This window comes from Xenorhabdus mauleonii (assembly GCF_900113945.1).
Classification (GTDB): Bacteria; Pseudomonadota; Gammaproteobacteria; order Enterobacterales; family Enterobacteriaceae; genus Xenorhabdus; species Xenorhabdus mauleonii.
In genome coordinates this window covers 11144-31430 of the sequence record NZ_FORG01000033.1, presented here as the reverse complement: position 1 = coordinate 31430, position 20287 = coordinate 11144, and the positions used below count along the sequence as shown (strand labels likewise).

The following is a 20287-nucleotide window of genomic DNA, read 5'->3' as shown; positions in this document are numbered from 1 at the left end:
GCTGATTCTTTCTTTTGTCTGCGACCGTCCGGCTCTGGCGTGGCGGTCAGCCCGTTAACGGCAACGGCGGCTGTTCAGGGGGCGCAAGCGCGGGTCTTGCGTTTCCCGATACGTCCCCCCGCTTTATCGGCAAATCGGCGTTGATGCTCTTTGGGACTTTCGTGGGTTGCCTTACATGCCCTGACGGGCATTTAAAAATCCTTTTTCCTTTGCTGCGCTGGCGAATGCCAGCAAGTGCAGCGTGGCGGTTTAAGTTATCCTCGGGATGATTTTTTTGAGCAGAACAAGTCAGCCCTGAAAAGCTGGCTTGTTCGTCGCGCACGGGTAGGCGATAGCGGAGCGCAGCCGTACCCGCAAAAAATTCAGACGGTGGGTAACTTGGTTTTTCTTTTCGGGTTCAATACCCGAAAAGAAAAACAGGGGCGGTTAAGCCCCTGCGAAGTGTATTTTCAAACCTAATGCTTTAGATATTTTTGAAATCGTTTTAAAAGATGGGTTTCCTGTTCCGGAAAGAGCTTTATAAATTCCCTCACGGCTCATTCCTGTTTCTTTTGAAAGTTGGCTGATATTTCTTGCTCTGGCAATATTTCCCAGTGCTGCTAAAAAGTAGCTTTCATCATCTTCATCCAGAGCGGCATTGAGATATGCCTGAATATCTTCTTCATCCTCTAGGTAATCGACTACATCGAATAATTCTGGTTTTGTTTTCATTTCAGAACCCCCATTTTTTCGCTATCTGTTTTGCTTTTTTTATGTCTGCTTGTTGTGTTGTTTTATCACCACCACAAAGCAATAAAATAATTTCATTGTTTCGGTTGGCAAAATAAACTCTGTAACCCTTGCCCTGATGAATTCTTAACTCTGAATATCCATCACCTATCGGCTCAACATCTCCATAATTTCCCTCTTTCATCCGCTCAATCCGTGTTAAAATTTTTGCTTTGGCTATTTTATCTTTTAATCCTTTAAGCCATTTTTTAACTTCTTCTGTTTGCCTGATTTCAATCATTGCATGATCTCCCTCTGATACTGTTAATTATAGTTAACACACCTCATATTGTCAACTGTGGTTATCATGTTTTTTTTAAAAAAAAGGGGCTTTATTTTGCCCCTGTGATTATTTTTTTATCAATGAGTTTGTTTCAGTCGTTCCGTTCTCATCACTTCTAAAAATTTCTCAAGATCTTTTGCGGTCATGATAGGGAATGTTCCGCCTTTTCCCTTTCCAAATGCTCTTGCAACTGCTATCATTTTTTCGGACATTTTAAATTCTCTTTCGTTGATTTAATGTGTTCGCTGTTAAGGGGGGGCAACCCCTTAACAGCGCCTAGCGTTGTTTTAGTTGTCTACCTCCTTCCAATCTACGGTTAAATAGTCACCGCTTCGGCGGGCTTTTAGTATCTCAATTAACTCTATTTAGTATCTCAATTAACTCTAATGTGTTTTTAACTTCAATCGGTAATGTTTCGACAAAAATCACCTCCCCGTTTACGTTGTACGCTGACATAATAAACTTAATTTTTTTCGGTTCGGTGAATAAATCGTATTGAGTGACACTCATTAACAATGCGTTATTAAATTTAATGAACTTTTCTACAACCCGTGATTCTGATTTTTCTACAATCACATATTCTTTACTATCCGTGAACATTCTTTCATTGTCGCAGACTTCAAAAAAATCTAATTTAACAAGATACATTTTCATTTTACTGTCTCCTATTGAATGCCAGTGTTGCTACTGGCATTTATTAGATTAGTTTTATTTTTTCTAACTCATATATTCTATTAATAATTTTTTAAATTGCTTATAGTGCTTTGCTTCTTCTGTAATTTTATATTGAAACTTATTTGTTTTTTCCATGGAATCAGATAAAATATAATGATAATTAAAATTCATTTTTTCTTGGAATTTTACTTTTTTAACAAAAGATAGAAATTCTTTTATGGACTCAAAGCGATAAACATCAGGTTCATCATCCGGATTTTTTTTGCTTATTTCTGCAAATAAAACTGTGTATTTTTTCATTAAATTATACCTCTTGTATCTGGAGTTGTTTCTTTGTATATTCAAAGTCGATATAAAATGTATAATTTGCTTTATAAAATTCTATGGCTGCATCTTCCAGAGTAATAAGACCTGCTTCAAAATCTTTTTTTACTGATTCTGAAAAACTAGGGATATTAAACGCTTTTTTGATATTTTTTGTTTTCATTTTAAATCTCCTGCCCGTTTGGGCTATTGTGGTCGGGGCATTTCCCCTCTCGATGTAATAATAATACGCCTTATTGGACGTATAAGCAATACTTTCCTATCCTTTTTTTGATGAATATCACACTTTAAAAAATATTTAACTTATTGATTTTATGCGCCTTTGGCGCATGTAAGGCAACAACTCGGAGTCAAAAAGAACACCAACGCCGATTTGCCGATAAAGAGGGGGGACGTATCGGGAAACGCAAGACCCGCGCTTGCGCCCCCTGAACAGCCGCCGTTGCCGTTAACGGGCTGACCGCCACGCCAGAGCCGGACGGTCGCAGACAAAAGAAAGAATCAGCCACACCCGAACAAAGAGCAGCGCAAGCGATTAGCTTGCAATTTCCTTATTTCTTTTTTCCAGCACAAAATCAGGATGCTCACCAGCCAATAACAGCAAGTATTCAAAATCAAAATTTGATAACTTCTGACTGCTTTGCGTCCCGTCCTCCTCTTTTTTTTGCCAAGTTCTGATCCCTACCCCGTACCTTTCTGCCATTTCCTTTTGTGTTAAACCTGTTTTTAATCTCAACGCTTTTATATTTTTTGCATTATTTTCCATTTTTAAAAAACTCCCCTATAAGCAATTCAATTGTGGCTTTATCATCTGCCCTCAGCCCGTTTAATGAATAATCTAAGTTGTAAAGTTGGTCATGCGTTAATAACAAATCACTTAATGTTACTTTGGTTGTTTTATGCCCGTCTTTAACTAAATGAGTCGCTCTCGCCTTGATTTTTTTAATAAGACGATAACTATCGTTATTCTCTCTGCTTAAATAATAAGTTACATCACCTTTGTTTTTTCTTATGGTTTTCATATTGAGATCACTCTTTATATCTTAGATAGTATTAATAATACCTGTTAATTTGACTAATTGCTCAACGGTCAACCCTTGCACTGTCAGCCCGTACCCGTCAAACCGTTTAGTTATATCCCCCCGTAAATCATTATCCGCCCGAAAGCCCGTAAAAGCGTTGTAATGGCTTTCCAGCTTCACCAGACGGGACAGCATACCCTTAATGATTTTATCCTGCTCCCGCGCGTCCTGATGTGATTTTTCAATCTCTCGCGCTTTTATCAGTTCTTCCCGTACACAGCATAAAATTTTCCGCGTGATGGTCTGTGCAATTGCATCGGGTTTTCTGTCCGATGCTACAGTACATTTAAAATACGTCCCGCGATACAATCGGGAATCAACAAATCCCGTTAACACTAACCGCCCTTGCTCCTGCCTGACGATAATGATAAACCCTCTAAAATCGGGGGATGTCAGCTTGATACGATATTGACAATCGTCCAGCAGATTAACGCGCCAGTTTCCGCCTAACATACGGCACACCACCTCAAAAACGGGTCTGTATTGATCAAAAAAAGTCGGTTTTTCGTTCATGGCTCTGTACTCGTGCATAGCTTAATATAATTTTTTAGGCGGGTTCGATACCCGCCATAAAAAACAGGCTTAGATATCACTTAACAGGTGGTTTCGACGGACGTTATATAAAAACTCTGCGAGTTCTAATTCTTCTTTGCTGCCTTTTTCAAAGTTAGAGCATTTAATTTCTTTTTTGCCGTTAAACTCAATCCAGCAAATTTCAGTGCTGTTTTTGATTAAAAAATAACGGTAACAATCACCAAATTTTAAAATATCAGTAATTTTCATGTTCATATTAAAACTCCTTTGAATACCTGATTCAGGGGCTTTCGCCCCTGTCGTAATAGGTTAAGCGCGGCTTTCGATCTGTCTGCTTCCTTTGGCTTTGTATGCGCCTGTCGTGCCATACATGGCGCGGATTTCGTCCATGCTGTGCGATTTGCGGTTGCCGTGCGCCTTGTATTCTTCGGGACGGAAAAACCACATTTTCTTTTGGTTCGCCCATTTACAGCCCATTGCTTTCAGAGCTTCTTTGTGTGGTTTGGTGTCACCGCTGATCCAAATCCAGTTGCCGGTAACTTCAAAAATCACACCAGAAAGCGCATGTAATGCATTTAAGGCGTTTTCGAGTTCTTCCCCGTAGTTGTAATGCGCTGTTGCTTCTTCACTCTGAAACGCATTAATTTTGTCCATATTTTGCATAAGAAAATCATAGGCACAATTGACAGCTTTCATCATTTCAGCGGCTACGGGGTTGCCCTGATTACGGTCAGGATGGAATTTTAAGGACGCTTTTTTGTAAGCTGTTTTGATGTCTTGCTCGGTGAGTTCGCCAAATAAACCGAAAACGTTTAAGGCTTGCTGAATATTCATTTTTTTATCTCCTGCCCGTTTGGGCTATTGTGTTCAGGGCGTTTCCCCTCTCGATGTAATAATAATACGCCTTATTGGGCGTATAGGCAATGCTTTTTTGCCTTTTTTTTGATAAAAATCACACTTTAAAATAATTTAACACATTGATTTTTAACTAATTAAATATTTATATCTGTAATTGAAAAAATGCGATATAGCCCCCCTTTATTCTGTTAAGCCGTGAGCGTAGCGAACCAAAGAGAACGAACAGAAACGCATCTCAGTAGTTTAATGGTCGAAGACGATAGAATCTTGCAACAACTCAAAAAAACGTCTCACAATCGTTTTGACGCTGTTTAAAGAGCTTTAAAAATACAAACCCTGAAAGACAGAACAGCGAGAGACACGCAAAACTTGTTTTGTGGGTCGGGGTCGCTGTTGGACAAACGAGCGGAGCGGAGTGCGTCAGTTAATGACTGAGTAGGTCAAAATTTAATCAGATCTTGTAAAAGGGGATTGTGTGGTTGTTTGGGCGCTTTTCAACGCAAGGCAAACAAAGTTATCCACAAGTTCTGTGCATTGTTTTAACTTCTTTTTTCTTTCTTTTCTTAAAAACTTAAAAACTTAGTCAGTGTGTATGCATTTGATTATTTGAGAAAAAATTAGCTAATCATGAGAGGTTTTTGGGTCAAACATGAGAGGTTTTTGGGTCAAACATGAGAGGTTTTTGGGTTAAGCATGAGAGATTTTTGGGGTAAACATGAGAGGTTTTTGGGTCAAACATGAGAGGTTTTTGGGTTGAATTAACAGTTTCAAACAGTTTTTTATTGGGGAAATGTTAATTGAATTATAATTAACCCTTGATTTAAAAATGGTTGTCTTGTGATGATCTGTGACATAGATATAAACATGAGAAAGTTTTGTGATGCCATGAGATTTTTTTTATTGATTTCTCATGTTATGGTTGTATGATGAGTATATGCAAGGTTGATTTAAAAATGAGAGTAACGATGAATAAAAAATCACTATCTCGGTTAACTAAAGTCAGACATAGAAATGATTTGAATTTAACTCTTTCTGCATTGCCAATAGTTGCAAAAAAAGTTTTATTTTTAGCCATGAGTCAAATAAATTCAAAAAACGAATTTGATGATGATCACATATTTTATGTAAGTGCTAGTGATTATGTTCAATGGGCTAATGTTAAAGCAAATGCAGCATACGCAGCTTTAAAAGAGGGGGCTGCTATTTTGGATAGTGTATTATTAAAGCTAAATAATGAGGATATTTTAAATCTTAAAAATGAGTTAAAGCTACCTTTTACAAAAAAAAATATTCCAGATTCAATGAACCTGAGTTTGACAGAGTTTTCTGTTTATTATAACGATGAGGGGCGAATTGGAATTAAATTTACAAATTCAGCAAAAAGATTTTTATGTAATTTGGTAGGTGTAGAAAAAAAATATACTACACAAGTTTTATTGTCTGTTGTAAGTTTATCTAGCGTTAATGCTGCATCTTTATATCAGTTAATTAGAAAACATTATAGTGCTAATTCTAGGTTAGGTTTTTTTGATATTTCAATTGATGAATTAAAAGATGAATTAAATCTTTATTCAATTGATGAAGATGGTAATAAAGAATATAAATACCCTGATTTTCCTATTTTCAAAAGAGATGTTTTAAATAAATCAGTTAAGGAAATAATTAAATTAACAGAAGTTAAAAACTTAAAGTTTGAGGTTTCGGGAAAACTCGGAAGAAAAGTTGACCGTTTGAAATTTAGTTATTCTTTAGATTCAGTTAATTTAACTGATGATGAACGTGAGTTTTTAGATATGTTTGATAAAAACTTTTCATCTTAGATATGAGGTGTAGCTATGGCAAAGATTTATCATTTTCCACAAGGAAAAGAAAAAAATAAAATTAAAAAGCAAATTAAAAAAATTAAAGGTGCTTCTGTTGTAAAGAGGCGAAAAGAAACAGCACTAAGTGCGCTGAAAAAAATTTTTTTCTTTATTCGTGTATTTATTGGTGTGTCTTGTGATGTGATTTTTTCTATGATTGTTGGTTTATGTAGAGGTGTTATTTATCTGACCGTTATTTTGGGTGGATTTTTCCTGATTATCAAATACAACACTAACGGTGGTGTGTGGGACGGGAGTATGTGGTTTGTTATCCTTATGCTCGTATTAGGGTCTTTGGGCGATGTGAGTGAGTGGTGTTTATTCCAGAGATTGATGGGAACATATTCATTTAAAAATAGATAAAACAATTAGATGGTTTTTATATGTGTGTTTTTTATGCTACCTCTTGACTAAGGGGCACATGTGCCCTATTGTGTTTATAGACTACAACTACAAGGGGGTAACATGGAAATCATTAAAGTATTTCAACATGGCGTTGAACTAGGAACTCTTCCATCTGATGATTATCAGAAAATCAGAAATGAAGTTAGTCAGGATAAACGGGCATCATTGATGCAATATGTTGTTTATATAATAGCATTCATCAGATATTTATTTTCAATAGCAAAAACAGCTATTATTTTTACAGCAGGGTTAATATTTTATTTATTTTTATTTGAATATCAAGGTTTAACAAATGATCTTTTAACTCTTGAGTCGTCTAGAATTTCGACATATATTTATAACTTCTTCCTTTTTTTTGTTTTAATTTCTGTAGCTGTTTACTCTTTGCCATTTATTGTTTCTCCCACTAAATTCTTTAAATCATTAGGTTATTACAATGTAAAAGAAGAAAAAATTTCAGAGAGGTTACGGCTATTGTTTGAAAGTCCTGTGGCTGGCTCTGTTTATGTGAAGAAAGTTAATGAACAATAGAGAAATTATGCTCCGTCTCATGCGTGAACATCAAATTACACAAAAAAAAGCAGCAGAATTAATCTGCATACAAACAATGCGTCCCTGTTCTGTCAGGGCGATAAAATCATGGGTTAATGATCCGGATAAACCAAGTTCACGTACTTGCCCTGATTGGGCTGTAAAGGCGTTAACAATGGCGTTAGAAAAAGAGTAGTTTATAACGCAGGTAGTGAAAGCGGACACTTTTACTACCTGCTAATCACAACAACCTGTTAGAGAGGTTATCATGACTGGTCATAATCATATTGATCCGCACTATTTAGATCAAATTTTTCCTGAAAACAATCTCACCACTGCCCAAAAGCATGATGCACTACTTTATGCTATGGGATCTTCTATCGCAGAGCTTGCGAGACTCAACAATCGTCACCCTGATACGGTGAGAAAAAGACTGAATGATACAACTGTTTTAATTTCAGGCTGCTCAGAAATTAAAATTTTGAGGTCGGTCACATTAATAAGAATCTTTAACTTATTACTGAACAAAATTTGAGTTTTTCAGACAATAACACCCGCTTTTAGGGTGTTATTTGCCTTAAATCTCGTTGTAGAATGACTTACATAATTCAATTATGTTTAATTATTTCTTATCAACGGGTGAGTAATTTAATGGCAAAACCTATCGTAGAAAAAAATTATGTCAGTGTCAGGTTGGACTTACCTAGCAACCTAAATGATTGGGTAAATGCTGAAAGCCAAAAAATCAGCCGTTCAAAGCGGAATTTCCTGATGCTACTAATTGAGAGGGAGTATAAGAAATCTCTGTCTGGAAATACGCATAAAGGTGAAGGACAGAAATGATTAAAGAAACGTTACTCTCATTAGCTTTGCAATGTGCCCCGTCAGTGCATACTGATACGGTGATAGATATTGCAAAAACGGAAAGCGGATTCAATCCGTTTGCCATTGCGGAGATCGTAACGAAAGATAAAATCATTAGTCATTTGCCGAAATCAAAAAATGAAGCACTGGAAATTATCGAAAGGCTGGAAACAAACAACGGACGATTTTCAGTTGGTCTGATGCAAATCTACTCCGGAAATTTTAAAGGGTATAACGTTACCGCAGAGGAAATGTTGAACCCGTGCAGTAATCTTAAAATAGCAGAAAAAATTCTGGTAGATTGCTTTCAACGTGGAGGAAATTTAAAGAACGCATTAAGTTGTTATTACTCCGGTAATTTTGAAACAGGACACAAAAAAGAAACAGCATTTAATAATACCAGTTATATAGAGAGGATAGGAGGGCAGCCTATTGAAAGAACAAAAACAACGGTAGTTGTTCCAAGCACAAAAACAATTAAACAAGCGAATACAACACAGGGAAATGGAAATAAAACAAGTTTAAGGCACACCTCATCAATAATATATCCTGAATATATTATTCGAGGTCAGGTAACAATGCATTTGCAAAAGGTGAATGATGAACAGTAAAAAAATATTTGCACTTTTCATGATGGTTTTTATGGGGCTGTTTATGGTTGAACCCGCTCTTGCCGCAGGGGTTGATACTGCATCAACAGGGATTCTCCAAAAATGGATTGATTGGTTAGTCGGGATTCGGGGAGCCGCTATTACACTGGCAGTAATTGCAGGGGCATTGATTATACTGTTTGCCCGTAAATATATCGGTTTTCTGTGGGGGATTGGTTTTGCTATTTTCCTCTTTGTGATTGCCCCTTACGTGAAAGACTGGCTGTAATTTAAAAATGAGGGCGGATTTATGAGTGTTGTTTTTAAAGGATTAACCCGCCCCGCTTTAATTCGGGGCTTAGGTGTACCGCTGTACCCGTTTTTATTCATGATTATGGTGGTCGTCGTTATCGCAGCAAACACAAGCGATTATATGTATTTTTTAATTCCGGTCGGTTGGTTCTTGATTAAAAAAATGACGGAAATTGATGATCGGGTGTTTGATTTGTTGTATTTGCGTTATCGAGTGAGTGGTCATCCGGTCAGTAATCAGAAATATGATGCTGTACACTATTCAGGAAACACATACGATAAGGTCGATATATCAAAACTGGAAAAAATGATGAAACTAAATCACCAAACCCCGATTGAAGATATGATCCCATTTTCTACACATATAACAGATAAGTTGGTATGCACTCGTAAGCAGGATTTAATTGCTACTTGGGAAATTGACGGGGCTTATTTTGAATGTCAGGCTGAGGATGAGCTAGATCGTTTAACAGATCGTTTGAATACGCTCATTCGTAGTTTTGAGGATAAAGCTGTAACTTTTTATACTCACCGGATAAGAACGAAAAGTAAAATAGAAAAGAACTTCCGTTCTCTTGTCCCTTTTGCTAACAGAGTAATGAATGATTACTATGACTCTTTAAGTCAGGAATGTTTTTATAAAAATCGTCTTTTTATCTCTTTATGTTATAAGCCGTTAACGGCAGATGAGAAGTTAACGTTTCTTTTTTCCAAAAATAAAAAAGAGAAAGAAAAACAAAACAAAAAAATATTAACAGAATCGATAGCTGTCATGAATGATATGACAGGAAGATTAGATAACTATCTTGAGCAGTTTAATGCAACTCGTTTAGGTGTGTATGAAGAAAAAAACAGAGTGTTTTCTTCTCAGCTATCTTTATTCCAGTATCTTTTAACAGGGAAATGGCAAAAAATAGCCATCACTAATAGCCCATTTTATAATTCATTGGGTGGGAAAGATGTTTTCTTCGGTAGTGATTCAGGTCAGTTATCCGCCGGAAGTGATGCGCGTTATTTCCGTATTATTGAGATAAAGGATTATTTTCAACATACCGAATCCGGTATTTTTGATGCGCTGATGTATGTTCCTGTGGAATATATTATGACCAGTAGCTTTACCATTTTAAGGAAAAAAGAATCAACAAAAAGATTAGATGATCAGTTAGATAAATTGGTTATTGCTAATGATGCAGCAGTCACACAACAAAATCAGCTTATTGTGGGAACTGATATGTTAGCCAGTGGATTGATTGCATTTGGTAATGCCAGTTTTTCATTGTTAGTTTATGCGGATTCACCGGAAGAATTAATAAAAAATAGCAATATGGTTGCAAATATCTTACAGGATTTAGGATTGGTTGTGACATATTCAGGTTTATCTTTAGGAGCGGCTTATTTTGCTCAGTTACCTGCTAATTATACACTGCGTCCTCGCCTGTCGATGATAAGCAGCCTGAATTTTGTGGAAATGGAATCATTTCATAATTTCTTTTCAGGAAAAGAAAAAAATAACTCATGGGGCGATGCGTTAATCACTCTTAAAGGATCAGGTAATGATGTGTACCACATGAATTACCACATGACCCGTGAGGGTGTTAATGATTTTGGTAAGAACCCGCCGCTGGCTCATACTGAGATATTAGGCGCATCAGGGGGAGGGAAAACGGTCTTGATGATGGCTCATGCGTTAGCTGCACAACAATATGGAATGGCTGATTCATTTCCTGATAACCGGAAAATAAAAAAACTAACCACTGTTTTTTTTGATAAAGACCGTGCGGGAGAAGTAGCCATAAGAGCTATGGGCGGTGAATATTTTAAAATTAAAAGTGGTGAACCTACAGGCTGGAATCCATTTCAGTTAGCCCCGACAAAACGCAACATTGCCTTTTTAAAAGAACTGGTAAGAATTTTGTGTACTGTAAATGGCGGAGAACTGGACGATCATCAATTACAGTTAATTTCAGATGCTGTAGAACGCTTAATGCAACGGGATAACCGTACATATGGTATCAGTAAACTAATTCCTTTAATTATGGAGGACAGAGACGGAACAACGTTAAAAACGGGATTAAAAGTCCGGCTGAATGCATGGGCGAAAGATGGGGAGTTTGGTTGGGTATTCGATAATGAAAATGAAACTTTTGATATAAATGAGAAATCTGTATTTGGGGTAGACGGCACGGAATTTTTAGACGACAAAGTCACCTCACAGGTGATCCCATTCTACCTTATTTATAAGGTTGCATCATTAGCCGATGGTCGTCGCCTGTTAATATATATGGATGAGTTTCATCAGTGGCTTGTTAATGAAAGTATGCAAAAAAGTATTTATAACATACTGAAAACAGGTAGGAAACTGGATATGGTGCTTGTTTTTGCTACTCAATCACCTGATGAACTTATTAAAACGCCAATAGCTGCCGCTGTCAGGGAACAATGTGCCACACATATTTATTTGTCTAACCCTAAAGCTACCCGTGAGGATTACGTTAACGGCTTACAGGTCAGTGAATTGTATTTTGACATTATTAAAAATATTGACCCGCTTTCCCGTATGCACTTAGTGGTCAAAAACCCACAACGCAAAGGCGATAAAACGGAGTTTGCTGCATTTGCAAAACTCGATTTAGGTCAGGCAGCAAAATATTTACCAATATTAAGTGCATCTAGTGATCAGATGGTGATTTTTGATGAAATTTATCAAGAGGGCATGAAACCGGAAGAATGGATTGATGTGTACTTAAATCAGGTCAATAAAATATCACATTAAGGGGCTGGAAGATGAAAAAAACAGTATTTCCGTTATTTGTTGCTCTGTCATTGTTTGGGGTAGCTCATTTAGGGTTCGCAGCGGGGATTCCGGTTGTTGATGCTACAGCAATTGCTGATCGTCTGAAACAAGATGTTAAAACGGCTGCACAATGGACTAAAGAGGCTGCTCAGTGGACTAAAGAGTTAAAAGCCTATCAGGATGAACTGCTATCAAAAACGGGTATCCGTGATGTTCAGGGCTTGATTCAGGATGCAAAGGAGATAGCTGGAGATTTAACTGATATCTACAATGAGGGAACTGCGTTCTACGATAATTATATTGAAAATCCAACAGGGATTCTGTCAGAAAAAGCACAGGCATTACTTGATAAATACAAGGTCGGAGAAATGTGTGTGAAACAAGGGTTTTCCGGCGATCTGATTAAAGGATGTGAGGCGCGGGTTTTATCAGATTTAGCCAGTGTAGCTTATGGCGAAAACTTGCAGGAAAATATAAATAAAGACAATAAGAAAATGAAAGGGCTGATTGATCAGGTGAAATCAGCTACAGATCCAAAATCAACGGCTGATGCAGCTAATGCGATTGCTCTTGAACAACTGAAATTTGAAAAAATGAAATTCCAGTATGAAATGTATCGCGATAAACAGGCTCAACTTTCTAAATATAAAGAGGAAATGGTACAGGCGGAATTTAAACGCCAACAATTACAGGTGACCATTCCTGATTATCGTAAAGCCTATAAATCTATGCAGTTTAACGACTTTAACAATTAATAGGATAACGCCATGAAAAACGCTTTATTTGTTGCTGTGATGGTTATCGGGATGGTTACTTTGTCTGGTTGTAAAGAAGAAACAAAGTCTTATGGGTGGTATCTGGATAATAAAGAGGATGCTTATCGGGTACATGAGAAATGTCAAAAATCAGGGGAGGGTTCTGATAACTGCGAAAATGCTCGCAGGGCATATAACGCCCATGAAGATGCCAGAAAATGGGGATATTCTTTAAAATAAGGGTGAATTATGGCAACCACACAAGATGCAATAGATTCTTATTGGGGAACCGGACTCAGCGGTGGGAGCGCAAACTTTGTTGTGCCAAATAAACCGCCGCTAGAGGGACAGCCAGCCCAATATGACAGCAACTTTTTTCAGACTGCCCATGAGATTATTACCGATATCTTGAAATCGTCCACACAGGGCAAAATGGGCGAATTTATTGATATCGCCTATTCTCTCGGTAAGTTCGGAGTTCAGGCGTATATCCTCTGGTATATCTATACTATCCTTGCGGGAAAACAGCAAAAAACCGTTCCGGTTCAGGATTTTATCTGGAATGTTGTTAGGTTTACTGTGATATTGCTGTTTGTCCGTAACGTGGACGGCTGGCTGGACACGTCTATTTCATCCATTTACGGGCTGAAAAACCTGTTTGCAGGGGGAGACATTTATGTCTGGTTGGATCAGCTTTGGGTTAAAACTGTGCAAACAGCAGGCAAAATATACCATTTAGACAAGTCCACTTATGTACCTGCGGCGGGGGCACTTGGCGCATTATTTACCTATTTAGGCGGGTTAGTTGCCCTGATGTGTGCCGCCCTGACGTTCTTTGCGGCGGAAGTGACCCTGATGTTACTTACCATCACTGCACCCCTGTTTATTATGTGTCTGATGTTCGGTTTTCTACGCCAGATGTTTAACAGTTGGTTGCAGATGATTTTCAGTGCTCTGCTTATTTTTCTGTTCGGTGGTTTGGCTCTACGGGCGGGAACGTGGTATCTGAACACGATACTGACGACCAACATTGCTACTGCGAGTGAACAGAACCTGATTTATATGGGTGCGAGTGCGCTGGCAGGCGGGATTTTTATGGCGTTTGTTATCTGGCAGGCAAAAACCTATGCCTCACAGATTGCCGGAGTCGGGGCTGAGGGCGCATTGCAGGGAGCGGCTGCTATGGGGCTTGCCGCAGGCGGTTTTGGTATGGGACGCATGGCTTTAGGCGGTTTACGAATGGGGAAAAACGCAAGCTCTGGTTTGGGACGGGGACTTGTCGGGCAATCCGGCGGGTTTGGTAAATCGGAAGGCTTTTCCGGTAAAGCAGGGAATGTGACCGGACAGGCGACACGCCGGATCGGAAAAGAGGTTGCGGCGATTTATAAAAAACGGTTTGGGGGATGAATCATGAAAAAGTTTCTGTTTCTGATTATTGTCAGTATTGGATTGTTTGGTTGTGCCAGTCAAAAAACAGTTCCCCCCGTGTCGGGGGGATTAGAGCCTGTTAATACTCCGGAAGTAATGAATACCGCAGGGAAATGAAATGAAAAAAATTCAATTTTTTAAAAACAAAGAAACTGCCATAGAAAATGCAGCGTTATTTGAAGATGTGATTTATAAAAAAGAACAACGTCTGAAATGGGTTTACTTAGGAACGGGTATTTTAGGGGCTTTAATTGGTGTGCTGAGTCTGATTGCTCTTATTATTGTTTTACCGCTGAAAGAAACGGAAACATATATTTATTCCGTTGATAATCAGACTGGCAGAGCAGAAGAAATGACAAAAGTCACGAACAGTACATTAAATGAAAATGAAGCTGTAAGTCGTTTCTTTGTTGATACCTATCTAAAAGCAAGAGAGGGATATAATTATTTTCGTTTGCAACAGGATTATGATCTGGTCATGTCATACAGCAGTGACAGTGTGGGAAATGAATACACTGCTATATTTAAATCTCCACAAGCACCGCAGACGATTTACAGGAAAGGTGAACAAACGGTTAAGGTTGACGTTTTATCAAAAATTATTTCGGATTCATCAAAAGCTGACGACCCTGATAAGCTTGCCAGTGTTCGTTACAAACGGACAATTACCGAAGTTTTAACGGGTTCTAAACGTGAAGAATTTTGGGTTGCAAGAATCACATTTCGCTTTATTCCTGAAAACAACCTGACACGGGAAGAAAGAGACAGCAATCCATTGGGGTTTGTTGTTACCAGTTATTTAACAGAAAAGGAAAACAGGGGTTAAAAATGAATAAAAATATAATCGCTTTATTCCTGTCTGTTTTCGTTATCGCCATGAATGCAAATGCAGCCAGTAAACCAACAGGCAGTCGGTTCGACCCCCGTAATCAGATAATTAGCTATAATCCATCTGATACAACCGTAATCAATAGTGCTGCTGGTTATGTTTCTGTCTTGGTTTTCGACGATGACGAAAAAGTGATGGAAACCGATGTTGGATTTGAGCAGGGCTGGAACATCAGGTCATCAGAAAATAAAGTGTACATAAAAGTCACGCCTGTGACACAAACCATTGAAGCGGTAAATGATGATGGTGAAACAGAACAAAAACAAATGGTTTTTGATCCGGAGTCAGATTTAAATCAATTCAAAACAAATTTGTTTATTGTGACAACAAAAAGAAATTACAGTGTTGAATTAAATGCAAAAACATTTAAAGAACCTGAGAAAATTTCGTTTGTTGTAAATTATCGTTATCCGAACGAGGTGAGAAAGGAAAAAGAAAAACTTGAGCAACAACGCATTGCGGAATTAAAAAGAAAGCAGGAAATAAATGAAATAAATAAATCATTTGAAAATGCCAAAGTTCCGCGAAACTGGAAATATTATCAGCGCGTGGCTAACAACAGCGAATACATTAAACCGGATTATGCTTATGATGATGGGCGATTTACTTATTTTGGTTTTAACCCGTCCAAAAAAATCCCAAGCGTCTTTGTTCAGTATGGTGAGCAGGAAACAATAACTAATCCGACTGTTGAAAAGAAAGGTGATTATACCGTTGTGATTATACATCAGACAAATGATCGTTGGGTTTTACGTTCAGGTGATCAGGTTGTTGGTGTGGAGAATAAAGGGTATGGACTTGTCCGGTTAGCTGATTCTGATACGGTTTCCCCTGATGTGAAAAAGGAAATAAAAAATGACTGATGAACAAAAACCAAAAACCGCTGCTGAGTTAGAAAATGAAATGCTTGCGGTAAGAGAAAACGTCAGCACGAATAATCATATAGAAGATGAAGATGCTGCGGAAACGCCGAAACCTCGTTTAGGGATTCACTCACTTAAGAAAACGTTTAAAGGTAAATTACTTTTAGGCGGGATTTTTGTAATCCTACTGGCGGGTGCGGCTGTTTACAATTTTCCTGATATTCTTCGGGGGATGTTTTCATCAGAAAAAACAACACAGGACGACACCATTAATACGACGAAAAGCAACCGTCTGACAGATTTGAATAAAGATACGGCGTTTGATCCGGCAGAAGCATCTGTTTCACCGGAAGCGAAAAACAATAAGACTGAGTCGGCTTCTGCCAGTACGTCAGACGGAGGCGCAAAGGTTGTTAATGTTCCGTCTGCTCCGGCAACATTCAGCCGTTCACTGGCTGTCAGAATTGGTTCAGGGGGAACAGGAAGCCAAAATAATCAAAATACTAACGGAGAAGATACTGCGGCAGTCAGTACCGTTCCGACCACGACAGAGACAGAAAAACGTTCACTGAGCGCGATTAAAGTGTTGCCGTATGACCCTAATCTGTTTATTCCTGAAAACACTTCAATTCCCTGCTCGTTGGACAGGCGTTTTGTGTCTGATTTAAGTGGTTCGCTGACCTGCACAGTGATTGAGGATATTTACAGCGCAAACGGCAATGTTCGGCTGATAGATAAAGGTACTCGGGCGAGTCTGATTTATAAAGCGGGTACGCTGAAACACGGACAGGGGCGCGTTTTCATTATGGCGACAAAACTCAGAACCCGCCAACAGCCTTTTATTGATATTCCGTTGATAGATACGGCAGCAGCGGGGGCATTAGGTGAAATGGGGGCGGATGGCTGGATTGATACCCATTTTTGGGACAGATTCAGCGGAGCAATGATGCTTGGAATGATCCCCGATCTTACTCAGGGAGTCAGTGGAGCAATTAAAAACAATAAAGACAATCAGACGGACTATACCGCTAACAGCCGTCAGGCATTTGCGGATATTGCCAAAGAAGCGTTTGCTAACAGTGTCGGTATTCCGCCTACGCTGTACAAAAATCAGGGGGAGATTATTACGTTGATTACAGGGGAAGATCTCGATTTTTCGACTATTTACCAGTTAAAAATGAGTAAAGGCAAATGAGTAACAATAACCACATTGTTAATGAAATAGCGGCACAGTTCTTTGGTGAGGCTCTGACTCAGACTGACGGTTTAACTGAGATTGCAGTTAACCGCCCTAATCAAATGTACCTGAAAGTAAAGGGTAAATGGATAAAAAAAGATACATTAATCAGCTATGATGATTGTAAATCATTTGCCTCAGCACTGGCTGATTTTTGCAGTGATTCAGTCAGTGAAACAAAACCCATTCTCTCCGCAACATTACCGACAGGAGAGCGGGTTCAGGTTGTTCTTCCTCCGGCAACGGAACAAGATACTATTTCTATCACTATCCGTAAGCCGTCCGATATTTTTATCAGCCATGAAATGTTTGTTGAGCAGGGGTTTTATTCAAAATTAGACACGCAAGCAGGAAACATCATCAGTCCTGCCACGAAGAAGTTAACTGATTTATACAATTCCGGTGATATTGAAACCTTTATTCCTGAATGCCTGAAACAGGGAAAAACCATTGCATTTTGCGGAGGAACCGGCAGCGGGAAAACTACTTTTGGAAACTCCTTGCTGGAATATATCCCGAATCATCTGCGAGTCATTTCTATTGAAGATACTCCGGAGGTAAAGCTGCGGTTTCATGACAATCATGTCAGGCTGTTTTACCCGTCTGAGGGCGGAAAAAACAGCATCATAACGCCAGCTATGCTGTTACGTGCCTGTTATCGCATGAATCCAGACCGTATTTTAATGACCGAAGTCAGGGGGGCGGAAGCTTGGGATTTTTTAAAAGGGAACAGTTCGGGGCATGCAGGAGGGATTACTACATTGCATGAAGATACACCGATGTATGCTGTTTCCGGAATGATAGAACGTTGTCAGCAAAATCCGGAGTGCCACAATTTACCGTATAACGTCCTGCTCCGAAAGGTGCTAAATAATATTGATGTAATACTGAGCATTAAATATTTGGACGAATTTGATAAAAGGTATGCGACAGGAATTTACTTTAAAGATATTCATAAAGAGCAGTATTTTAACGAATTAAGGGACTGATAATGAAACTGACCTTGCCGGATAAAAAACAATGGCTATTTATCGTCGGACTGATGGGGTTAATCTCTTATTATGCGGGGAGTGTTGCGGTCTATTTTTTAAATGGATATAACATTAAATTCCTTTTTAATAAGTATGACTCAGGTGTATTAGGGGTTATTTTAACACAAAGTGAGTTCACATCTAAATTATGGTTATCCGGCGTGACAGCATTAGGGGTTGGGTTTGCTGTCAGTTTAATCGCACCTGTATTGATTATTTTCCTGATGAATAAAAACGAAAATTCCTCGCTGTATGGGGATGCGAAATTTGCCAGTGATGATGATTTGAAAAAATCAAAATTATTGAAATGGGAAAAGGAAAACGAAAAAGGAATTTTAGTCGGAAAATATAAAGGAAAATACCTCTGGTATACCGCCCCTGATTTTGTTTCACTTGGAGCAGGAACAAGAGCGGGGAAAGGGGCTGCTATTGGTATTCCAAATCTGCTTGTATGGTTGCATTCTTTGATTATTTTAGACCCTAAACAGGAATGTTGGAAAATTACCAGTAAAGTGAGAGAAATATTACTAGGACATAGTGTCTATTTAATTGATCCATTCAACAGTAAAACGCACGGCATTAACTTTTTTGACTACATTGAATTAGCCAAAGAAAGCGGTGCAAAAGATTTACTGAAACTGGTTGAGATTTTATTTCCGTCCTATGGTTCAACGGGGGCAGAGGCGCATTTCAATAATCTGGCAGGTCAATATTTTACTGGTTTGACAAAATTATTGTATGTTTTTATTTATCTGGATAAAAAATATCCAGAAAAAAATTATTTAAATCAGTTTAAGGTTAAAAGTCCTGTTTTTTCTATCGGCTCGGTTGTAGATCTGTATGGCAGTATTGATAGACAATTTGTAATTGATGAAAGTGAAGAATTATTGAGTTTACCGTTAGATAGCCTGATGCTTTACCATTTAAAGGATGGGTTAACTAAATTAAAAGAGTATCATTTAACGGAGGATGAACAACGTTCGAGTATCGATGGTTCATTCCGTAAAAAAATGAGCCTGTTTTATCTGCCTACTGTTCGAGCCTGTACTGACCGCAGCGACTTTGATTTACGGCAATTACGCCGTGAAAAAATAACTATTTATGTCGGTATTAATGCAGAAGATCTAGGGATAGCTTATGATTTTCTGAATTTATTTTTTAATTTCGTCGTTGAGGTGACGTTACGGGAAAATCCCGATTTTGATCCGACACTAAAACATCCTTGTTTATTGATGTTAGACGAATTTCCGTCTATCGGATATATGCCTATTATCAAAAAAGGTTCGGGTTATATCGCAGGATTTAACCTTAAATTATTAACTATCTATCAAAACATAAGCCAGTTAAACGAAATTTACGGCATCGAGGGGGCGAAAACATTGTTAAGTGCTCATCCTTGCAGAGTTATTTATGCTGTCAGTGAACAGGATGATGCTAATCAGATATCGGATAAATTAGGTTATATAACAACAAAATCTAAAAGCGAAAGTCAAAGTAAAGGACGCAGAGATTCAAAGAGCGAATCTCATAGTGAAACAAAAAGGGCGTTGGTGTTACCACAGGAATTAAGCACTCTTGATTTCAAGGAGGAATTCATCATTCTGAAAGGGGAAAATCCGGTTAAGGCAGAAAAGGCACTTTATTTTTCTGATCCGTATTTTATGGACAGATTGCTTGAAGTCAGTCCTAAACTGAAAGAGGCAGTAAAGAAACTTAATAAAAAAGACAAGGTTATTGGGGTTAAAGGTTTGCGTTACCCCGATAAAGAAATGATGTTATCACTGGGTGAACTTGAATCAGAGGTATTAAATAATGAAAAAAATATTATTGCTTAGTATTTTTCTGCTTGGCGCATGTTCATCCCCGCCGGAAGCCCCGAAAGTTGATTGGGATGAAAAAGGGGATGTGATGAATACACAACTCATGAATTGGTCGCCTACAGACAAAGTCATAAAAAGTGACAAAACTATCGGAAATTGGTCACGGAAAATCAGGAATTTTATTCCTGAAAATCGTTTTTATCATGATGATGTTTTTTATGCGATTGCTCATTCTAAAAGAGTGGTTGTTGAAACAACCGGATCTACAGACTTTTTTAATGCAAAAGCGTGGCTTCGAAAAAACGGCGCAGAGGGTGTGATTGAATATCGCAGTAATAAACCATGTGTCATGTGTACAACAACACTTTATCTGGAGAAATAA

General features: G+C 38.3%; 31 protein-coding genes. 19 read left to right on the top strand and 12 right to left on the bottom strand.

Translation table 11 applies throughout. The annotated features are described in order from the left end of the window. Nucleotides 1-426: 426 nt before the first annotated feature. The 12 genes from BM100_RS19890 to BM100_RS19845 all read right to left on the bottom strand — a co-directional run bounded on the left by BM100_RS19890 (nt 427) and on the right by BM100_RS19845 (nt 4500). Complete coding sequence (locus tag BM100_RS19890) at nt 427-711, bottom strand: addiction module antidote protein (RefSeq protein WP_012368902.1); 285 nt, start codon at nt 709-711, stop codon at nt 427-429. A 1-nt stretch (nt 712) separates the two neighbouring features. After that, nucleotides 713-1009 carry a type II toxin-antitoxin system RelE/ParE family toxin gene (locus BM100_RS19885; RefSeq protein WP_012368903.1) on the bottom strand — a complete coding sequence of 99 codons (297 nt, stop codon included), beginning with the start codon at nt 1007-1009 and terminating at the stop codon, nt 713-715. A gap of 119 nt (nt 1010-1128) precedes the next feature. Beyond that, on the bottom strand, nt 1129-1263 hold the full coding sequence (locus BM100_RS23880; RefSeq protein ID WP_259493503.1) for a hypothetical protein: 135 nt from the start codon (nt 1261-1263) through the stop codon (nt 1129-1131). Between the two features lie 139 nt (nt 1264-1402). Further along, entirely contained in the window at nt 1403-1705 is a 303-nt protein-coding gene (locus BM100_RS19880) for a hypothetical protein (protein WP_244590728.1), read from the bottom strand. 63 nt (nt 1706-1768) lie between these two features. Continuing rightward, a complete protein-coding gene (locus BM100_RS19875; protein ID WP_092514126.1) occupies nt 1769-2026 on the bottom strand; it encodes a hypothetical protein in 258 nt (85 codons plus the stop codon). 4 nt (nt 2027-2030) lie between these two features. Then, complete coding sequence (locus tag BM100_RS19870; RefSeq protein WP_012368908.1) at nt 2031-2213, bottom strand: hypothetical protein; 183 nt, start codon at nt 2211-2213, stop codon at nt 2031-2033. A gap of 187 nt (nt 2214-2400) precedes the next feature. Next, on the bottom strand, nt 2401-2559 hold the full coding sequence (locus BM100_RS23255) for a hypothetical protein (RefSeq protein WP_169924791.1): 159 nt from the start codon (nt 2557-2559) through the stop codon (nt 2401-2403). Nucleotides 2560-2585: 26 nt separating this feature from the next. Next, nucleotides 2586-2816, bottom strand: coding sequence for a transcriptional regulator (locus BM100_RS19865; RefSeq protein ID WP_012368910.1), 231 nt, complete (start codon nt 2814-2816; stop codon nt 2586-2588). Beyond that, nucleotides 2806-3072, bottom strand: coding sequence for a hypothetical protein (locus BM100_RS19860; protein ID WP_012368911.1), 267 nt, complete (start codon nt 3070-3072; stop codon nt 2806-2808). Before BM100_RS19860 ends, BM100_RS19865 begins: the two co-directional genes overlap by 11 nt. A gap of 21 nt (nt 3073-3093) precedes the next feature. Next, complete coding sequence (locus BM100_RS19855; RefSeq protein WP_092514124.1) at nt 3094-3645, bottom strand: hypothetical protein; 552 nt, start codon at nt 3643-3645, stop codon at nt 3094-3096. Nucleotides 3646-3714: 69 nt separating this feature from the next. Continuing rightward, the gene (locus tag BM100_RS19850; RefSeq protein WP_012368913.1) at nt 3715-3921 is read right to left on the bottom strand and encodes a hypothetical protein; all 207 of its coding nucleotides are present in this window, start codon (nt 3919-3921) and stop codon (nt 3715-3717) included. A 54-nt stretch (nt 3922-3975) separates the two neighbouring features. Continuing rightward, nucleotides 3976-4500 carry a J domain-containing protein gene (locus BM100_RS19845; RefSeq protein WP_092514122.1) on the bottom strand — a complete coding sequence of 175 codons (525 nt, stop codon included), beginning with the start codon at nt 4498-4500 and terminating at the stop codon, nt 3976-3978. A gap of 989 nt (nt 4501-5489) precedes the next feature. On the opposite strand from BM100_RS19845, the gene BM100_RS19840 reads away from it, so the two are divergent. The 19 genes from BM100_RS19840 to BM100_RS19755 all read left to right on the top strand — a co-directional run bounded on the left by BM100_RS19840 (nt 5490) and on the right by BM100_RS19755 (nt 20287). Continuing rightward, nucleotides 5490-6344: a replication initiation protein gene (locus BM100_RS19840; protein WP_020803325.1), complete on the top strand. Its 855-nt coding sequence runs from the start codon at nt 5490-5492 to the stop codon at nt 6342-6344. 15 nt (nt 6345-6359) lie between these two features. Beyond that, complete coding sequence (locus tag BM100_RS22765; RefSeq protein WP_012368861.1) at nt 6360-6749, top strand: hypothetical protein; 390 nt, start codon at nt 6360-6362, stop codon at nt 6747-6749. Between the two features lie 102 nt (nt 6750-6851). Continuing rightward, nucleotides 6852-7322, top strand: coding sequence for a hypothetical protein (locus BM100_RS19835; protein ID WP_050955858.1), 471 nt, complete (start codon nt 6852-6854; stop codon nt 7320-7322). Between the two features lie 7 nt (nt 7323-7329). Beyond that, on the top strand, nt 7330-7518 hold the full coding sequence (locus BM100_RS19830; RefSeq protein WP_012368863.1) for a hypothetical protein: 189 nt from the start codon (nt 7330-7332) through the stop codon (nt 7516-7518). A gap of 72 nt (nt 7519-7590) precedes the next feature. Continuing rightward, nucleotides 7591-7857, top strand: a complete 267-nt coding sequence (locus tag BM100_RS19825) for a DNA-binding protein (RefSeq protein WP_012368864.1) — start codon at nt 7591-7593, stop codon at nt 7855-7857. A gap of 116 nt (nt 7858-7973) precedes the next feature. After that, on the top strand, nt 7974-8165 hold the full coding sequence (locus tag BM100_RS19820) for a hypothetical protein (protein ID WP_242437608.1): 192 nt from the start codon (nt 7974-7976) through the stop codon (nt 8163-8165). Beyond that, on the top strand, nt 8162-8797 hold the full coding sequence (locus BM100_RS19815) for a lytic transglycosylase domain-containing protein (protein ID WP_092514118.1): 636 nt from the start codon (nt 8162-8164) through the stop codon (nt 8795-8797). The genes BM100_RS19820 and BM100_RS19815 overlap by 4 nt, the downstream gene beginning before the upstream one ends. A 43-nt stretch (nt 8798-8840) precedes the next feature. Beyond that, complete coding sequence (locus BM100_RS19810; protein ID WP_232504920.1) at nt 8841-9065, top strand: TrbC/VirB2 family protein; 225 nt, start codon at nt 8841-8843, stop codon at nt 9063-9065. Nucleotides 9066-9086: 21 nt separating this feature from the next. Continuing rightward, on the top strand, nt 9087-11861 hold the full coding sequence (locus BM100_RS19805; protein WP_012368868.1) for a VirB4 family type IV secretion/conjugal transfer ATPase: 2775 nt from the start codon (nt 9087-9089) through the stop codon (nt 11859-11861). Nucleotides 11862-11872: 11 nt separating this feature from the next. Further along, complete coding sequence (locus BM100_RS19800) at nt 11873-12637, top strand: type IV secretion system protein (RefSeq protein WP_092514116.1); 765 nt, start codon at nt 11873-11875, stop codon at nt 12635-12637. 12 nt (nt 12638-12649) lie between these two features. After that, nucleotides 12650-12877 carry an EexN family lipoprotein gene (locus BM100_RS19795; protein ID WP_092514114.1) on the top strand — a complete coding sequence of 76 codons (228 nt, stop codon included), beginning with the start codon at nt 12650-12652 and terminating at the stop codon, nt 12875-12877. 9 nt (nt 12878-12886) lie between these two features. After that, nucleotides 12887-14044 carry a TrbL/VirB6 family protein gene (locus BM100_RS19790; RefSeq protein WP_092514112.1) on the top strand — a complete coding sequence of 386 codons (1158 nt, stop codon included), beginning with the start codon at nt 12887-12889 and terminating at the stop codon, nt 14042-14044. A 3-nt stretch (nt 14045-14047) separates the two neighbouring features. Further along, a complete protein-coding gene (locus BM100_RS19785) occupies nt 14048-14182 on the top strand; it encodes a conjugal transfer protein (protein ID WP_092514110.1) in 135 nt (44 codons plus the stop codon). Nucleotide 14183: 1 nt separating this feature from the next. Then, complete coding sequence (locus BM100_RS19780; protein ID WP_012368873.1) at nt 14184-14891, top strand: VirB8 family type IV secretion system protein; 708 nt, start codon at nt 14184-14186, stop codon at nt 14889-14891. Between the two features lie 2 nt (nt 14892-14893). Beyond that, nucleotides 14894-15817 (top strand): TrbG/VirB9 family P-type conjugative transfer protein, encoded by a 924-nt coding sequence (locus BM100_RS19775; protein ID WP_012368874.1) that lies wholly within the window; start codon nt 14894-14896, stop codon nt 15815-15817. Next, the gene (gene virB10 / locus BM100_RS19770) at nt 15810-17012 is read left to right on the top strand and encodes a VirB10/TraB/TrbI family type IV secretion system protein (RefSeq protein WP_092514108.1); all 1203 of its coding nucleotides are present in this window, start codon (nt 15810-15812) and stop codon (nt 17010-17012) included. Before BM100_RS19775 ends, virB10 begins: the two co-directional genes overlap by 8 nt. Further along, nucleotides 17009-18043: a P-type DNA transfer ATPase VirB11 gene (virB11, locus tag BM100_RS19765; protein WP_012368876.1), complete on the top strand. Its 1035-nt coding sequence runs from the start codon at nt 17009-17011 to the stop codon at nt 18041-18043. The genes virB10 and virB11 overlap by 4 nt, the downstream gene beginning before the upstream one ends. A 2-nt stretch (nt 18044-18045) precedes the next feature. After that, nucleotides 18046-19920, top strand: a complete 1875-nt coding sequence (locus tag BM100_RS19760) for a type IV secretory system conjugative DNA transfer family protein (RefSeq protein WP_092514106.1) — start codon at nt 18046-18048, stop codon at nt 19918-19920. Continuing rightward, nucleotides 19898-20287 carry a cag pathogenicity island Cag12 family protein gene (locus BM100_RS19755; protein WP_034782322.1) on the top strand — a complete coding sequence of 130 codons (390 nt, stop codon included), beginning with the start codon at nt 19898-19900 and terminating at the stop codon, nt 20285-20287. The genes BM100_RS19760 and BM100_RS19755 overlap by 23 nt, the downstream gene beginning before the upstream one ends.

Bases quoted from the DNA above. Each gene is read 5' to 3' on its own strand.
- BM100_RS19890 (WP_012368902.1), bottom strand. From the start codon at position 711: ATGAAAACAAAACCAGAATTATTCGATGTAGTCGATTACCTAGAGGAT.
- BM100_RS19885 (WP_012368903.1), bottom strand. From the start codon at position 1,009: ATGATTGAAATCAGGCAAACAGAAGAAGTTAAAAAATGGCTTAAAGGA.
- BM100_RS23880 (WP_259493503.1), bottom strand. From the start codon at position 1,263: ATGTCCGAAAAAATGATAGCAGTTGCAAGAGCATTTGGAAAGGGAAAA.
- BM100_RS19880 (WP_244590728.1), bottom strand. From the start codon at position 1,705: ATGAAAATGTATCTTGTTAAATTAGATTTTTTTGAAGTCTGCGACAAT.
- BM100_RS19875 (WP_092514126.1), bottom strand. From the start codon at position 2,026: ATGAAAAAATACACAGTTTTATTTGCAGAAATAAGCAAAAAAAATCCG.
- BM100_RS19870 (WP_012368908.1), bottom strand. From the start codon at position 2,213: ATGAAAACAAAAAATATCAAAAAAGCGTTTAATATCCCTAGTTTTTCA.
- BM100_RS19865 (WP_012368910.1), bottom strand. From the start codon at position 2,816: ATGGAAAATAATGCAAAAAATATAAAAGCGTTGAGATTAAAAACAGGT.
- BM100_RS19860 (WP_012368911.1), bottom strand. From the start codon at position 3,072: ATGAAAACCATAAGAAAAAACAAAGGTGATGTAACTTATTATTTAAGC.
- BM100_RS19855 (WP_092514124.1), bottom strand. From the start codon at position 3,645: ATGAACGAAAAACCGACTTTTTTTGATCAATACAGACCCGTTTTTGAG.
- BM100_RS19850 (WP_012368913.1), bottom strand. From the start codon at position 3,921: ATGAACATGAAAATTACTGATATTTTAAAATTTGGTGATTGTTACCGT.
- BM100_RS19845 (WP_092514122.1), bottom strand. From the start codon at position 4,500: ATGAATATTCAGCAAGCCTTAAACGTTTTCGGTTTATTTGGCGAACTC.
- BM100_RS19840 (WP_020803325.1), top strand. From the start codon at position 5,490: ATGAATAAAAAATCACTATCTCGGTTAACTAAAGTCAGACATAGAAAT.
- BM100_RS22765 (WP_012368861.1), top strand. From the start codon at position 6,360: ATGGCAAAGATTTATCATTTTCCACAAGGAAAAGAAAAAAATAAAATT.
- BM100_RS19835 (WP_050955858.1), top strand. From the start codon at position 6,852: ATGGAAATCATTAAAGTATTTCAACATGGCGTTGAACTAGGAACTCTT.
- BM100_RS19830 (WP_012368863.1), top strand. From the start codon at position 7,330: ATGCTCCGTCTCATGCGTGAACATCAAATTACACAAAAAAAAGCAGCA.
- BM100_RS19825 (WP_012368864.1), top strand. From the start codon at position 7,591: ATGACTGGTCATAATCATATTGATCCGCACTATTTAGATCAAATTTTT.
- BM100_RS19820 (WP_242437608.1), top strand. From the start codon at position 7,974: ATGGCAAAACCTATCGTAGAAAAAAATTATGTCAGTGTCAGGTTGGAC.
- BM100_RS19815 (WP_092514118.1), top strand. From the start codon at position 8,162: ATGATTAAAGAAACGTTACTCTCATTAGCTTTGCAATGTGCCCCGTCA.
- BM100_RS19810 (WP_232504920.1), top strand. From the start codon at position 8,841: ATGGTTGAACCCGCTCTTGCCGCAGGGGTTGATACTGCATCAACAGGG.
- BM100_RS19805 (WP_012368868.1), top strand. From the start codon at position 9,087: ATGAGTGTTGTTTTTAAAGGATTAACCCGCCCCGCTTTAATTCGGGGC.
- BM100_RS19800 (WP_092514116.1), top strand. From the start codon at position 11,873: ATGAAAAAAACAGTATTTCCGTTATTTGTTGCTCTGTCATTGTTTGGG.
- BM100_RS19795 (WP_092514114.1), top strand. From the start codon at position 12,650: ATGAAAAACGCTTTATTTGTTGCTGTGATGGTTATCGGGATGGTTACT.
- BM100_RS19790 (WP_092514112.1), top strand. From the start codon at position 12,887: ATGGCAACCACACAAGATGCAATAGATTCTTATTGGGGAACCGGACTC.
- BM100_RS19785 (WP_092514110.1), top strand. From the start codon at position 14,048: ATGAAAAAGTTTCTGTTTCTGATTATTGTCAGTATTGGATTGTTTGGT.
- BM100_RS19780 (WP_012368873.1), top strand. From the start codon at position 14,184: ATGAAAAAAATTCAATTTTTTAAAAACAAAGAAACTGCCATAGAAAAT.
- BM100_RS19775 (WP_012368874.1), top strand. From the start codon at position 14,894: ATGAATAAAAATATAATCGCTTTATTCCTGTCTGTTTTCGTTATCGCC.
- virB10 (WP_092514108.1), top strand. From the start codon at position 15,810: ATGACTGATGAACAAAAACCAAAAACCGCTGCTGAGTTAGAAAATGAA.
- virB11 (WP_012368876.1), top strand. From the start codon at position 17,009: ATGAGTAACAATAACCACATTGTTAATGAAATAGCGGCACAGTTCTTT.
- BM100_RS19760 (WP_092514106.1), top strand. From the start codon at position 18,046: ATGAAACTGACCTTGCCGGATAAAAAACAATGGCTATTTATCGTCGGA.
- BM100_RS19755 (WP_034782322.1), top strand. From the start codon at position 19,898: ATGAAAAAAATATTATTGCTTAGTATTTTTCTGCTTGGCGCATGTTCA.